Annotated in this window: 13 protein-coding genes; 5 read left to right on the forward strand and 8 right to left on the reverse strand. The window is 41.7% G+C overall.

Annotated features, from left to right (window positions below; translation table 11 throughout):
- The first annotated feature begins 282 nt into the window (after positions 1-282).
- The 3 genes from ABIN91_RS19930 to ABIN91_RS19940 all read left to right on the forward strand — a co-directional run bounded on the left by ABIN91_RS19930 (position 283) and on the right by ABIN91_RS19940 (position 4,610).
- Positions 283-573: a GIY-YIG nuclease family protein gene (locus ABIN91_RS19930; RefSeq protein ID WP_348053207.1), complete on the forward strand. Its 291-nt coding sequence runs from the start codon at positions 283-285 to the stop codon at positions 571-573.
- Positions 574-864: 291 nt separating this feature from the next.
- A complete protein-coding gene (locus ABIN91_RS19935; protein ID WP_348053208.1) occupies positions 865-1,803 on the forward strand; it encodes a terminase small subunit in 939 nt (312 codons plus the stop codon).
- Between the two features lie 242 nt (positions 1,804-2,045).
- Entirely contained in the window at positions 2,046-4,610 is a 2,565-nt protein-coding gene (locus tag ABIN91_RS19940; protein ID WP_348053209.1) for a BamA/TamA family outer membrane protein, read from the forward strand.
- Positions 4,611-4,673: 63 nt separating this feature from the next.
- Here the strand turns inward: ABIN91_RS19940 and ABIN91_RS19945 are convergent, their stop codons facing one another.
- Positions 4,674-6,173 carry an ATP-binding cassette domain-containing protein gene (locus ABIN91_RS19945; RefSeq protein ID WP_348053210.1) on the reverse strand — a complete coding sequence of 500 codons (1,500 nt, stop codon included), beginning with the start codon at positions 6,171-6,173 and terminating at the stop codon, positions 4,674-4,676.
- 97 nt (positions 6,174-6,270) lie between these two features.
- The gene (locus tag ABIN91_RS19950) at positions 6,271-6,729 is read right to left on the reverse strand and encodes a hypothetical protein (protein ID WP_348053212.1); all 459 of its coding nucleotides are present in this window, start codon (positions 6,727-6,729) and stop codon (positions 6,271-6,273) included.
- 235 nt (positions 6,730-6,964) lie between these two features.
- On the opposite strand from ABIN91_RS19950, the gene ABIN91_RS19955 reads away from it, so the two are divergent.
- Both ABIN91_RS19955 and ABIN91_RS19960 read left to right on the forward strand, forming a co-directional pair.
- Positions 6,965-7,858, forward strand: a complete 894-nt coding sequence (locus ABIN91_RS19955) for a J domain-containing protein (protein ID WP_348053213.1) — start codon at positions 6,965-6,967, stop codon at positions 7,856-7,858.
- Positions 7,859-7,926: 68 nt separating this feature from the next.
- Positions 7,927-8,136 (forward strand): hypothetical protein, encoded by a 210-nt coding sequence (locus ABIN91_RS19960; RefSeq protein ID WP_348053214.1) that lies wholly within the window; start codon positions 7,927-7,929, stop codon positions 8,134-8,136.
- On the opposite strand, the gene ABIN91_RS19965 is transcribed toward ABIN91_RS19960, so the two are convergent.
- From ABIN91_RS19965 to ABIN91_RS19990, 6 genes are all read right to left on the reverse strand, one after another.
- Positions 8,133-8,444 (reverse strand): hypothetical protein, encoded by a 312-nt coding sequence (locus ABIN91_RS19965; RefSeq protein ID WP_348053216.1) that lies wholly within the window; start codon positions 8,442-8,444, stop codon positions 8,133-8,135. The genes ABIN91_RS19960 and ABIN91_RS19965 overlap by 4 nt on opposite strands.
- A 4-nt stretch (positions 8,445-8,448) precedes the next feature.
- Positions 8,449-9,165: a pirin family protein gene (locus ABIN91_RS19970; protein WP_348053217.1), complete on the reverse strand. Its 717-nt coding sequence runs from the start codon at positions 9,163-9,165 to the stop codon at positions 8,449-8,451.
- Between the two features lie 193 nt (positions 9,166-9,358).
- Positions 9,359-9,964, reverse strand: a complete 606-nt coding sequence (locus ABIN91_RS19975; protein ID WP_348053219.1) for a Crp/Fnr family transcriptional regulator — start codon at positions 9,962-9,964, stop codon at positions 9,359-9,361.
- A 19-nt stretch (positions 9,965-9,983) separates the two neighbouring features.
- Positions 9,984-10,643: a DUF4412 domain-containing protein gene (locus tag ABIN91_RS19980; protein WP_348053220.1), complete on the reverse strand. Its 660-nt coding sequence runs from the start codon at positions 10,641-10,643 to the stop codon at positions 9,984-9,986.
- A 41-nt stretch (positions 10,644-10,684) separates the two neighbouring features.
- Complete coding sequence (locus ABIN91_RS19985) at positions 10,685-11,734, reverse strand: hypothetical protein (RefSeq protein ID WP_348053221.1); 1,050 nt, start codon at positions 11,732-11,734, stop codon at positions 10,685-10,687.
- Positions 11,735-11,926: 192 nt separating this feature from the next.
- Positions 11,927-14,083, reverse strand: a complete 2,157-nt coding sequence (locus ABIN91_RS19990) for a DUF1800 domain-containing protein (RefSeq protein ID WP_348053222.1) — start codon at positions 14,081-14,083, stop codon at positions 11,927-11,929.
- Between the last annotated feature and the right edge of the window lie 48 nt (positions 14,084-14,131).

Raw genomic sequence — 14,131 nt, forward strand, 5'->3', positions numbered from 1 at the left:
AAGCTAAAAAAGCTCCAGCAGCAGCACCGGCTCCGGCTAAAAAAGCAGAAGCAGCAGCAACTACTGAAACTGAAGAATCAGCAGAAGAAGCAAAATAAGCTTTTAATAAATTTAAATCCGAAAGCCCTGTTCGAAAGAACGGGGCTTTTTTTGTTTCCTGCCGTTATCCCGAACTTGTTTCGGGATCCCACTTGCTAAGTCTGCGAGTGCAAAGTCTGCTACCTGTCCTGTGGGGTGCCGAAATAAATTCGGCATGACGTGGTGGAATAATTATATTTATTTATGAAACAAGCATACGTTTATATCATGACCAATCAATATCGCACAACCTTTTATATCGGCGTTACTAACGATATTGCGGTAAGGGTTTGGCAACATCTTAACGAAGGCGGTTCTAAATTTGTAAAGCGGTACCATTGTTTTGATCTGGTTTATTATGAGCATCACATGAGAGTTACTGATGCCATAGACCGCGAGAAGCAATTAAAAAATTGGCACAGAGACTGGAAAATTAATCTTATCAAAACAACAAATCCAGATATGCGCGATTTAAAACCACAAATTGGGACTTAGTTGTTTTTTACCGTCATCCCGAACTTGTTTCGGGATCCCACGAGCTAAGTTTGCGATTGTAAAGTCTGCTACCTGTCTTGTAAGGTGCCGAAATAAATTCGGCATGACGGTGGTGGGTAGGAGATGGGAAAAATGGGTCGGTTATTCCAGTTTATTTGATTATTTTAGTTATTTAAGTTATTGATAATTAAATATTTATATTTTTAATTGTTGATATTTTCGTATCTTTGTATTGTCTTGACGTTACGCCTGTAACGTCTGTTTGGTCCCACCTAAAAAATGAATAAACCCATGAACAATTTTGAAGAATTAAATTATCAACAACAACGCTTTTGTGATGAATATCTGGTCAATTTTAACGCTTTCCGCGCGGCCTTGAGCGCCGGTTACAGTGAAAACACGGCCCGTAAGTGTGAGCTTTTGCATAATGCTAAAATACAGGCTTACCTTAAAACCGGAATGGAGAAGGCAAGGCAGCGATTAGAAGTTACGCATGATATGATTTTGCGCGAATTTGCCAAAGTGGCCTTTAGCAATATGGGTAATTATTACGACGAGCGTGGCGCCATTAAACCCATGTGCTGTTTAACCAGTGAAGAGAAAGCGGCTGTTAGCTATTACCAGATTATGGATAGCATAGATGAGCACGGCAACCGGGTAGGTGAACTTGGCAAGATTAAACTGCATAACAAAATGAGCGCTTTGGATAAGATAGCCAGGCACATTGGGTTTTACTCTGAGAAGAGTCAAGAATCAAGAGCCAAGAATCAAGATGAGGGGAAGGAGACTCAGGAATCAAGAGCCAAGAATCAAGATGAGGAGGAGACTCAGGAATCAAGAGACAAGAATCAAGACGAGGGGAAGGAGACTCAGGAATCAAGAGGCAAGAATCAAGACGAGGGGAAGGAGACTCAAGAATTAAGAGGCAAGAATCAAGACGAGGGGAAGGAGAGTCAAGAATCAAGAGGCAAGAATCAAGACGAGAGGAAAGTGGCAGTTGTTGTTGAGGACGAGGTATGCTTAGTGGTTAATAACGAAGGAAACCTTGCCGGCGAAACTGTATTGGAGAAAGCGACATCAGCTACAGTTAGCGGCGATGATTCGGTTTTGGAGCAAGTACCCGCGGAGGTCACAAAAATTCTTACTTTATCCCCCCAGGGTCGGCAATTGTATTCACCATTGGAACATTGTGCAGAGGGCTATGATAGCCACTTAGTTTCCGCACGGTAGAAAACAAAAAAGCCGAAGATAAATCCCCGGCTCTCCATGTTCCATATGTAAATGCAGCAAGCTGCTCAGGCGTGTTATCTTACCCCTCCGTATTATTCTCGCATACGCCAAATGCATTACGTTGATGTTACGTATGGCAAATGCGGCTTCGCAATAGCACAGATAGTCGCAATAAAAAGAACAAAAAACAAACAATAATGTTTATTTTTTACTTATAGGCATAGCTTTATTACTAAAAACCATTGAAATCATTATTCTTATCCGGCCTTATCGCGTTGCAATTTTTTGTGTTGAATGCTCATGCCCAATTGCGTGCCGACAGTGTTAAAATAGCTGTTGAACCCCACTATAATAAGGTAAGTAAAACCCATGAGTTTTTTTTGGGCGAAAACTACCGTAAGCTATGGGCTGCGCCGGTTAAGCTCGCCGTATTCCACATATCTACCGAAAAAGGTGGTTTAAAAATACTGCAAAGGGGAGGAGGCAAGCAAACCAAATCATTGCGTTTGCAAGACTCTACCGGTCAGCAATGGGTATTGCGTACCCTCCAAAAGTATCCGGAATATGGCTTGCCTGCTAATTTAAGGCCGACTGTGGCCAAAGATATTTTGCAGGATCAGGTATCGGCTGCTCATCCGTTCTCGGCATTAACGGTGCCGCCACTGGCCGAAGTGTTGGGTGTGCCGCATTCAAACCCACGCATAGTTTATTTGGCCGATGAGCCTGCGCTGGGTGAATACCGTAAAGAGTTTGCCAACAACGTATTTCTATTTGAAGAACGTGAGCCGCTTGACGCTGATAAAACCTACAACACCGAAAAAGCCCAGCGCAAACTGCAAGATGATAATGACAATAGGGTAGACGAAAAAACGGTACTCCGCGCCCGCCTTTTAGATATGCTTTTAGGTGATTGGGACCGCCACGAAGACCAATGGCGCTGGGAAAAGATAGATGGCAAACACGAAAACGTTTATGAACCCGTACCGCGCGATCGTGACCAGGTTTATTATAAAACCAGCGGTTTGTTCCCCTGGATCGTATCGCATCAATGGTTAAAGTCAAAGTTTCAGGGATACAGTAATAGTATTAGAGATATCAACGGATGGAACTTTAATGCCCGCTATTTTGACCGCTATTTTTTGAACCAACTGAGCGAAGATGATTGGAAAGAGCAGATAGCCTATGTTCAAAGTAAATTAACGGATGAGGTGATCAGCAAAGCGATCAAACTGATGCCCGATACTATTTATCAACTTTCGGGAAAAGAGATCACCGGTAAAATGATAGCCCGCAGAAATGCGCTTGCTCAACAAGCACTTGAATACTATCGTTTCATATCCCATGAAGTGGAAATACCCGCGAGCGATAAGATGGATAAGTTCGCCATTAACAACCAACCCGATGGCAATTTAACCGTAACCGTAAACAAGATAAAAAAGGACGGCAGTATTGATAAAGTAACCTACCAGCGTACTTTTAAACCCGATGTTACTAAAGAGGTTAGGTTGTACGGCTTTGATGGCGAAGATGTGTTTTCGGTAACGGGAACAAAGGCTTCGCCCATTACTGTGCGCATGTTGGGTGGCGGTGGTGTTGATAGTTTTTATGTAGATAAAGATCTGCATAACAAAGGCCGGCTGTATGTTTACGACCGTTCTGATCAGAAAAATATACTCCCCTCATCATCACAGGTCAAAATCAAAACATCAACAGATACTGCGGTAAACAACTACGATAAAACCAGTTTTAAATTTGACAGGTTTGAACCTATTATACTGGCTAAGTACAGCAACGATATTGGGGTTTTATTGATAGGTGGTTTTTCGTTCGAGAAACAAGGTTTCCGCAAAGAACCTTATGCCTTTAGGCAAGAGTTTTTAACCAATTATTCGCTTGCGCGGAAATCGTTCCTGTTTACCTATGTGGCGCAATGGAAAAAGCTTATCGGTAATAATGACCTTGGTATTAACCTGATGTCGAGAGGACCCAACAACCTGAGTAACTTTTTTGGCGAGGGTAATAACACCGTTTTTGTAAACCAGGGAAATAAAGAAATATCCTATTACCGTAACCGGTATGACTACATTACCGGTGATGTTTCCTTATATCACACTTACGGTAAGCTCCGCCTAAGCGCGGGTGTAGCGGGGCAATTTTACAACAGCGAATCGGCCGATAATCCCAACCGTTTTTTAACTGATTATAACCAGCTACATCCCAATGAGCACGTTTTTGATACCCGGGTTTACGCAGGCTTACTTGCAAGCGCGCAACTGGATACCCGCAATAAAAAAACATTGGCCACCAAAGGTATTTACTGGAATACCACTCTTAGCGGTTTTAAAGGCATTAATCAAAGTAATAGTACTTATGGCCAGGTGTTATCAGAGTTTAGCTTTTATTGGAACCCCGATAAGGATTCTGTACTGGTAATAGCCAACCGCGTTGGTGTTGGAACTACCATTGGCAATGCAGCCTACTTTCAACAGTTAAAGTTAGGCGGCGCTCAAAACTTCAGGGGTTTCCATACCAATCGTTTCACGGGCAAAACAATAGCTTACAATAACCTGGAATTGCGCCTCAAAGTGCTCGATTTTAACTCTTACCTGTTACCTGGCACATTAGGCCTGATAGGTTTTAACGATGTTGGCCGCGTATGGGTGCCCGGCGAATCGTCGGATGTTTGGCACGATGGCTATGGCGGTGGTATTTACCTTTTACCTGCCCAACTCATCTTAATAGAAGGTGTAGTAGGTTTTTCTAAAGAAGGTGCGTTGCCCTATATTTCTATAGGTTTTAGGTTTTAATATCTCGCGAGGGGGATAAATAAGATTCATTTCGTTCTTTCCTTTCTCAAGTTTGAATAGCAATTAAACCACAAACCCCTTATCCAACTTTAAAACCCTGTCCACACTATCCGGAATCTCGTGCTGGTAATGCGTAACATAGATCAGCGTAGCATTTCCAGATTGGCAAATGGCATCCACAATATGTTTAAAATGCTGTTGCTGATGCGCGTCTAATCCCTGGCAAGGCTCGTCAAAAATTAATAGGGGCGGGTTTTTAACCAAAGCCCGAGCCAGCAAAACCAAGCGTTGCGCACTTGCCGATATGTTTTTCAGCGGTTTGCGCGCATATTGCTCCAACTCCAAAAGTTTCATCCAACGTAAAGCTACCTCCGCCTTTTGCGGGTTACTTGGCCTGAATAAACCCAGCGTATCGTAAAAGCCCGATTCTATAACCTGCAAACAACTATTATCTGTCGGGAAATACTGGTGCAATTCGGGTGATACAAAACCTATTTTACTTTTAATATCCCAAATGCTTTCACCAGTGCCACGTTTACGGTCAAACAACACAATATTGTTGGCATAAGCTTGTGGGTTATCACCGTTAATTAAACTCAATAGTGTTGATTTTCCCGCGCCATTTGGCCCCAGTAATGCCCAGTGCTGGCCCTGTTTAATTTGCCAGTTTACCTTGCTAAGTATGGTTTTATCGCCGTATTTAATGGTCACATTTTGCATGGCAACCATATCGTTAAATTGCGTTTGTGGTGTGAGTGATAACAAATTATTTAATTCATCCTGGTCAATATTCCGCGTCGCGGCAATTTTTACCATCTCAGGTTTAAAATCGGCTTTAGCCAAACGCTCAATAATCTGGCCCTCGTGCAACACGGCTACATGGGTGATAGCATCAGGTATTTCATTTGGTGACGTTGCGATAACTACCGTAATTCCAGATGTCGCTATCTCACTTAAAATAGCATTGAATGCCGCGCGGGTTTGCACATCTAACCCCGTAAGGGGATTATCCAATAACAATAACGATGGGTGTTTCAACAAAGCTGCCGCGATCAGCAATCGCTTGGTTTCACCGTTTGATAATTTGATGAGCTGCTTATTGAGCAACGCGGTAAGGTTCAGTTTATTAACCGTTTGCTCATAGGCCCAAACTTGTTGTGTATCGTTAGCCGGATGAATATTGGCAAGATAATTCTCAACCGTAGGTGAGTCTTCCGAATCTGAAGAATTAAAGCGTTGCTGATAATAAAAATCGGTAGTGTTAGATAGATTGCGAAAGCTATGTTTGGGCGATACCATCGCGATCAACTTATGATGCGTAAAATAGGCATCCTTAACGGAATGGGTTTTTATAAAGTCGTCGAAATAATGATGGTGTATCTCACCGCCGGTCACATTAAATTTACCGGCAATGGTTTGTAGCAAAGCGCTCTTGCCCGAGCCGCTTTCGCCCACCAAGGCCCAGTGTTCTCCTTTATTGATTCGGAAACTTAAATCCTTAAAAATGGTTTGCTCCAGATTTCGAACGGTGATATGCTCAAGTGATAGGATAGACGTATTCATATTATAGCTGCTTAACAAGCCGCTAAACTAAATAATAAAGCATAAAAAAACGGAACAAGCTTTTGGCCGGTCCCGTTTTATGATATCCTAATGATGATTATCTTTCTGCCGGTTGTTCGTAATAAGTACCGTTCTTAAAAAAATCAAAATTGTATAATTTACCGTCTTTATATTCAAACTCGGCTAATTTTTGATCAGCATGGTTGGCCTCTAATTCTTCTTTGGTTTGCACCGAATTACGGCTGAAAGTGAATGTTCCCTTGTAAAAGGTAAAGTATATGGCTTTGTTATTGTTAATATCGGCGCCAAGTTTCTCTTTAATAAAATCTTGTAAACGCACTTTGGTTTTGTCGGTTAAATCAACATCTTCGTCAACCAGGTAATATTGTGTTTTAATGTTGGTTTGAATGTCTTTGTCAAGGTCTCCACCTTCTCCAAGGTCAACCTGGGTACTAAACGGGCTTAGGGGATAAATTTTGTACTCACCTCTTTTAGGTTCACAGCTGCAAAATATAGTACATAAAACTATAACCAATGCAAATACGGGGTTTTTCATTAATGGGGGAATATTTATTTCTATTATACGAAGTATGTTTAAAAACAGTTTTACTTATCTATTAGTTACTACATGCCTGTAAAACAGGCGCTGAAGCGGCTACAAAAATAGGACTAAAAATGCAATTTTTGCAAACCGGATTTAATATTTGCGTTATACAATGGTTTATAATTGCCATTTGTTAAACCATTGGCGTAAATTTGTTAACATATAAAAAAACAGCTTTAATACCGTAATGGATTATAAAGATTATTATAAGGTTTTAGGAGTTAAAAAGGATGCGTCGACAGATGAGATCAAAAAGGCATATCGCAAGCTTGCCGTAAAATATCATCCCGATAAAAACCCCGGCGATAAGGTAGCCGAAGAAAAGTTTAAGGAAGCCAACGAAGCCAACGAAATTTTGGGCAATGCCGATAAACGCAAAAAATACGATGAGATGGGCGAAAACTGGGGACAGTACCAGAACAACCCATATGCGCAAGGTCGCCCGGGCCGCCAGGCTTATAATACCGAAGATTTTTATGGTGATGGCAGCCAGTTCTCCAGCTTTTTTGATTCGATATTTGGCGGCGGTGGTGGTTTCGGCGGTGGCGGACGTAAACGTAGCAATCAAAGGCGCGGGCAAGATACCGAAGGCACTATTGATTTGAGTGTTGAAGAATCGTTCAATGGTACCAGCAGGCAGGTTACTTTAGATGGCGCCAAGCTAAACCTCAAATTTAAACCCGGTACAGCCGAAGGCCAGATATTACGTTTAAAAGGTAAAGGTAACCCTGGTTACGCAGGTGGCGAAAACGGCGATCTGTTGATCACTGTTCATATAGCTAAACACCCGCGCTTTGAGATCAAGGGTAACGATCTGTATTTTGACCAGCCTTTAGATTTGTACACAGCCATATTAGGCGGCAAAGCAACCGTGCAGGGTATTGATAAAGCAGTGAGCATGAACATTCCCGCCGGAACAGATAGCCATAAAATCCTTCGTTTAAAAGGAATGGGCATGCCTAAATTTGACAAACCCGAAGAGCGTGGCGATGCTTATGTGCGGATGGTGATAACAACCCCCAAGCATTTATCGGCAGAAGAAACAGAGCTGTTCACTAAACTTGCTGAAATAAAAAAATAAAACAGTATAATATAAACTATAATAACAGAGCAAACGTTATATCAAGAACCCAATTGTATTAACTGATAATGAAGAAGATATCATTAATAGTAGCAGTTATATTGATCGCTGTTATTTGTTTTTTTAGTCGCTGCGCTAAGATCAATACCGATCAGCCCTGTGGTACTTATCAAACCAATATTCAGTTGTTTAAAGATAGCGAGAACAAGTGCTACTATAAAGATCAGGATACGGGTAAAAAAGTATATGTAGATCAGTCTATATGCAATTGCTACTAAAAACTTTTACCAGCTAAAGCTTCAAAAACTTCCGCGTAAAGTAAGCCGCTACCACCTCCATAATGCTGCACAACGGGTATATTTGGCTTATGCGAATTAAAAAACAGGCAGAGTTCATCGTTCTCTGCCTGTGTTAATCCGGCACCAATTAATATAACGTTGCAGGGCTGCTCCTTAAATGTGCTAATAGCCTCGTCGCAACTTGATGCGCCTACACCATTCCATTCCGGCTTATTGTTAATAAGCCTTAAAATGGTTTGCATAATTTCGGGATGCTTGCCTACAACCAATATTTGTATGGTATCCATATTATTAAAATTTCATTGGTACATCCATCAATAAAAATTCGGCATCGCTCAGTGCTTTGATCGTGAATTTATCAGTATCCCAAATACCAAAGCCATCACGGGTGTTTACCACCTGCCCGTCAATTTCAACCGAGCCACTCAGTATAAAAGCGTAAACGCCGTTACCGGGAGCTTTAATGGTGTATTCGGTACTCAGGCCTTTATCAAAGTTACCTAAGTGAAACCAGGTATTCTGATAGATCCATACCCCCGCATCATCTTTATTTGGCGATAATACCTGTTGCAATTTATTATGGCGCTCTTCCTTATTCAACGTCAACTGATCATAACGTGGCTCAACATTGCGCACATTCGGGAACAGCCATATCTGTAAAAATTTGACCGTTTCGCTTGGATCGTTATTATGCTCGCTGTGAAAAATACCCGTACCTGCGCTCATTACCTGTATATCACCATCGCTTATTACAGCCTGGTTATTCATATTGTCTTTATGTTTCAAACCACCTTCCAACGGAATCGAGATGATCTCCATATTATCGTGTGGGTGCTCCCCAAAGCCTTTACCACCGGCAACGGTATCGTCGTTCAAAACACGCAATGCCCCAAAATTCATCCTTTCGGGATTATAATAACCTCCAAAACTAAAGCTATGGAAACTTTTAAGCCAGCCCATATCGGCTTTACCGCGGCTGTTTGCTAAATGTAATACTGTTTTCGACATGATGTTTTCTCCTTGATTTGTTATACAAAGATATAGCCCCTTGCAAGGATCACACTTGATGTAGGATAAGAAATGATTTTTTAATCATCATCGCGTCATTGCTGCTACGAAGCAATGAATGAAGCGTAAAGTATATAATAAGTAAGTATGCAGCATGTTATTCAAAAGCTCCCCCTTCAGGGGGCTGGGGGGCTCACCGTTTTATCGGCGCATTCCTATCCATCTTAACCAATTTATGCTGCATTCTGCTAAAAAATTCAGGCGTAACGCCAATATAAGCGGCAATTTGCTTTTTAGGCAACTCATTAATTAACGATGGATACCGCTTGCAAAAGTTATGAAAACGATCTTCCGCAGTTAAACTCAGGTTATCAATTAGCCGCTGCTGGTAAGCCACCAGTGAGTTCTCTGTAATAATACGGAAGAATCGTTCAAACTGTGGGATCTTAATATAAAGCTTTTCCTGATCAGCTTTGGATAAGGTAAGCGCCTCAGTATTTTCAATAGCCTCAATATTCAGTATCCCGGGTTTACCGCTAATTAAACTGTACATATCCGCTATCCACCACCCTTTCGGACCGAAATTTAACACATGCTCAAACCCATTCTCATCAACCGAAAATCCCCGCAAACATCCTGAAGTAACAAAGGTAGAGTACTTACAAACCTGCCCGTATTGTAAAATAAATTGCTTGCGTTTAATGGTTTTAGGATGCAGTAGGGATACAAAATAAGTCTGCTCATCCTCCGTAAGGTGAATATGTTTGGCAACACTCTGTAAAATTAACTCGGTAAACATAGATTGAAGATAGCGTTTACTAATTACCGCTTGTCATGTTCTTAAACTGTTGCGGTGTTAAAAATTCATAACCTTTCGGAGTATTGAAAACACCATCAGGTACTTTTTCAAACTTAATATCTTTAGCTGTAGTTTTAACAATAATACCGTTCTGCTTTGAAGTAAATGACAGCGGAACACCAAGCGCTGTATCCAGGTTTAACGTGAGCGAATTGGGGATAATAGCTACATCCTTAGTGAACCAGGCTTCAGCTTCGTCGCCGGTTAATTTCTCTTTTAGGTTATATTTATAAGCCTCATAACCCGCAATGCTTTTATGCTCTGTGGTTTTGGTAAAGGTGTACGATGGCATGCTGGCCAGTTCTTCGGCCTGCCCGTTTTTGTCATAGTCAATAGCGTAATACTTTTTCTGCTCGTCCGATTTTAGCAGCGCTCGCATAAAGGTTGTCTTTTGGTTGGTAACAATACTGGTTGATTCTTCTTTACCAGCCTGAATGCTTACCGTAGAATCACCTTTAAAATAAACCATGGCCTGCTTTGGCAAATGCTCTGCATATTCTTTTAAACTATCCGGTAATTGGTATTCAACTGTGTAGTAGATGGAGCCCTCAGTTTTTTTGCCGCTGCACGAGTACAAGCTTATCGCGATAGCAAACGCAAATAGTATATTCCTTTTCATCACCACAAAAGTAGCATAAAGCTTGTAGCCCCGCTAATTTATCAGGCGTTTTTGGCCATATTCAACTCGCTGATAATGCGGGCCAATTCCCAGTAAGGATGTTTAAAGTCGTGCCTGATTTGGTTGTGCTCAATAAAATTGCGGCATACGTAGGCAATATTATAAGCAGACATGCCGCCATTTTGAAGCGGCATCAACTGCTCTAATTGCTTTTTATCAAAATATGAATGCACCTTTTTGCCCAATGCCATACCGGTATAAACCACGGTGGAGTATTGTGTAATTAATTCGGCACAGTTGGCTATCATGTGGTTGGTATTACCGCTTTGATAGATCAAGGTGCCTTCCGGCGCATATTTGCGGATCTCCGCTTGCGCGCGATCAAATTTTTCGTTAGGATGTAACTTAAAGAGTAGTTTCCGGCCATTAGCAATTTTAACAGCTTCTTTAATAAACGACGGACGGTTTTCATATCTAAAGGTTTCGCGCATATCCGTAGTGGCAACCATCACATAATTCCGATACGGAAAATCGTTATCCACAAACCGGCTAATGTTATCATAGTTAGGCATACCGGTAACCACTATTTTATTAGCAACTGTTCCTAAACGGTTAAATTGTTTTTTATAACCTTCGGATGCGGCAAAATAAACATCACAGATGTTTGATGATCCGTTGAGTGATGTGCCGCCTGTTAAAATAGGAGGTAAATTTAGCGCCTTAACAATTTTACTCATCCAGGTATATTTATCTGTCATGCCTTCTTGCACCCAAACGGTTTTGGTAGCGCGTATCCTTTCGGGGATATGCAGGTCGCTGCAATATACTATCAGATCATATTGGTTTTTTTTGGCCTGATAATCTATTTGCAAATTATTGCGGCGTAAGTAATCTTCGGAGTTTTGTTTGAACTGACCGGCCAATATAGTACCATCCAGCAATCGCGTATGCTTGATCAGGAAATTAAGGGTTGGGGAATCTGTAAAAAACTGACTAAACCAGCAATCATAATCAATCAACTGCTGCGCCACCTGATGCATTTGCGAAGTTTGATTAATTGAGCCTGTTATAAATAGTATTTTTCCCTTCATACTCACTACATTAACACAGTATTGATCTGCTTGTAACTTTATTAATACAAATTAAGGGTATCAATAAAAAACTAACATCATTAAATTGTAAATTTACTATCTGACTTTTGTAGTTAAAAAGTAAAATCTGTGTTAATAAAAAAAGACTTTTCAAATGATGAAAAGTCTTTAACTATAAGTTATGATTAGTATTTATCTCCGCTGGAATTCTGGCGACCCGATAATAATACCCACCACCTGCGATAACATAGTAGCCTGGTTATTAGAATTGTTTTGTGTGATAACTTTTGGCGGATCTTTAACAATTGGCTTGGCAGTATTTTCGCCACCTAAATTCATAGTACCCATATCTCCCGGAGCGCCAACTGTAGGATGGTCTGGTGCACTTGGTGTGGCTTTAGTGGCCGCGTTGTTCACCTTATCCGCTAAAGCGGGATCATTTAATAAGGGTATAAGGTCCTTATATGTTTTTTCGAGGTTACGCTCCGGTATCATTATTTTGCTGTAAGTAACCAATGCAGCGTTGGTACTCTCTGGCTCATGGTGGTTGTTTAGCGCGGCCAGGTTAACCTTTACGCCCGGTATACGTTGTTGCGCAAGCGCCAAACCAAAATTCATCCGGTTAAGCAAGGCACCGGTATTTATCCAATACTGGCCTCTGTCCGGGAAACCGGTTGGAGCCTGGTAATAATATATCTTTTGGCCCATGCGGGTCATCCAATTATACAATTGGTATGGGTCTTTAACATCAGCATTCAGGCTACGGACCGAGCTAACCACCAACTCAAAAGGCGATTTTGTTTTCTCGCGCAAAGCCTTAGCGTTCCAAAACTCGGGTGAACTCACCATGGTGATCAATACCTGTTTAATATCACCATTTTGCTCAGTAAAAGTTTTAGCCATTTTATTAATGAGGCTCACAGGCGGATTATCGCTCACAAAACGTACAGCTAATTTTTTCGAGATAAATTTAGCTGTTGAGGGATGATGGGCCAGCATTTCCAATAGGTCAACACCTTCCTGGTAACCTCCCTTACCATCAAAGTGATGGCCTAACACAACTTTTTCGCCTAAATCATGGCGGGTTGGGGTAAATAAAAAGTCGCCGTCGTGTACAAAGCCTTTGCTCTCTAAATTTGCAACGCCAATCTTATCAACTAAACCTTTCATGGCGCTGCCATAACCATAGCTACTGATGGGATAAATAGTCCATCCGGTTAAAACTTTGGCCGCTTGTGTTACGTCGGTTTGAGTATAGCCACCATCAACACCTAAAGTGTGCAGTTCCATCACTTCGCGGGCATAGTTTTCGTTCAATCCGTTAATGTTTTTATTTTGAGGATTTGGCGGTGTTACTTTTTTAACTACGAGTGGCTGGGTACTTGGCGGACTCATCATCTGCATCATATCTACAGGTTTTGCAGCTTGTGTTGTTGGTTTAGCTGTGTTTGCCATGGCATCTCCACTCATCATCATATCGCCACCGGTAGCTGCTTGCGCAGGTTTAGCAGCGGGTTTTGGTGGCTGGGCGCTCATCATGTCACCGCCCATCATCATATTATCAGCAGGCTTTGCTACCGGCTTGTTTTGTTGTTTAGGTGGGGTAGGTGCCGGTGGGCCAACGCTGGTAAAGTTATCCAGAAAGTAAAGCATAGCCGGTGATTTTGCCGATGCCAACAACAGCTTATCAAATTCACCAAGCGCGTTCGGGCGTATCACATCGCGCTCATAGGCAGGTATAAAGGGTACGCTCTCGCCTTTGGTGAATGATACATTAAAGTGATTGAACCAAAAATCGGTCATCACTTCCTGCAATTGGTTGCGGCTATAAACCGCGCGCATTATGTTTTGATTAATAAACTGGCGGGTTAATTCGTACTCTGGTTTAAAGCCTTTGCGGGCCATATAGGCATTTACGGTGTCATTAAAGGCTTTTTTATTTACGGCTTTATTAACCGAATCTTTACTGATGATGCTATCTTTAATAGCCATGTAAGTTACTACAAAACCGGCAGGGTATTTTCTTAAAGCATCGGCATTGCTAAGGTTAATGGCATCATATTGTTTTAAGCGGTTATTCAGGGTGTCATCAGCCAGGCCTGCGTTAAGTTGCTGATCGAACCATTTTTCTAAGCCCATGTTTACTACCGAATCTATTTGCCCCGGCGTGGCGCCATAAGTAAAGCGGTTAAGCAAATGGGCCGCGGCCTGCCGCTCGGTTAGTCCACCGCGCTTGTACGGAAATTTATATGTTTTTACGGCCAATGCCGGACCTGTTAAAAATGATGAGAGCATAATGCCGCCCACCAATACAGCGAGGGCGATGCTTAAAAATTTAGTGGTCTTCATGAAAATAACTTTAGGTGATGTATCTCTATAGACGTTATAAAGCGATCA

Source organism: Mucilaginibacter sp., assembly GCF_039921305.1.
Lineage (GTDB): Bacteria > Bacteroidota > Bacteroidia > Sphingobacteriales > Sphingobacteriaceae > Mucilaginibacter.

Excerpts from the sequence above, each read along its gene's own strand:
- ABIN91_RS19980 (WP_348053220.1), bottom strand. The coding sequence starts at position 10,643 with ATGAAAAGGAATATACTATTTGCGTTTGCTATCGCGATAAGCTTGTAC.
- ABIN91_RS19965 (WP_348053216.1), bottom strand. The coding sequence starts at position 8,444 with ATGGATACCATACAAATATTGGTTGTAGGCAAGCATCCCGAAATTATG.
- ABIN91_RS19975 (WP_348053219.1), bottom strand. The coding sequence starts at position 9,964 with ATGTTTACCGAGTTAATTTTACAGAGTGTTGCCAAACATATTCACCTT.
- ABIN91_RS19990 (WP_348053222.1), bottom strand. The coding sequence starts at position 14,083 with ATGAAGACCACTAAATTTTTAAGCATCGCCCTCGCTGTATTGGTGGGC.
- ABIN91_RS19970 (WP_348053217.1), bottom strand. The coding sequence starts at position 9,165 with ATGTCGAAAACAGTATTACATTTAGCAAACAGCCGCGGTAAAGCCGAT.
- ABIN91_RS19955 (WP_348053213.1), top strand. The coding sequence starts at position 6,965 with ATGGATTATAAAGATTATTATAAGGTTTTAGGAGTTAAAAAGGATGCG.
- ABIN91_RS19950 (WP_348053212.1), bottom strand. The coding sequence starts at position 6,729 with ATGAAAAACCCCGTATTTGCATTGGTTATAGTTTTATGTACTATATTT.
- ABIN91_RS19985 (WP_348053221.1), bottom strand. The coding sequence starts at position 11,734 with ATGAAGGGAAAAATACTATTTATAACAGGCTCAATTAATCAAACTTCG.
- ABIN91_RS19935 (WP_348053208.1), top strand. The coding sequence starts at position 865 with ATGAACAATTTTGAAGAATTAAATTATCAACAACAACGCTTTTGTGAT.
- ABIN91_RS19960 (WP_348053214.1), top strand. The coding sequence starts at position 7,927 with ATGAAGAAGATATCATTAATAGTAGCAGTTATATTGATCGCTGTTATT.
- ABIN91_RS19945 (WP_348053210.1), bottom strand. The coding sequence starts at position 6,173 with ATGAATACGTCTATCCTATCACTTGAGCATATCACCGTTCGAAATCTG.
- ABIN91_RS19930 (WP_348053207.1), top strand. The coding sequence starts at position 283 with ATGAAACAAGCATACGTTTATATCATGACCAATCAATATCGCACAACC.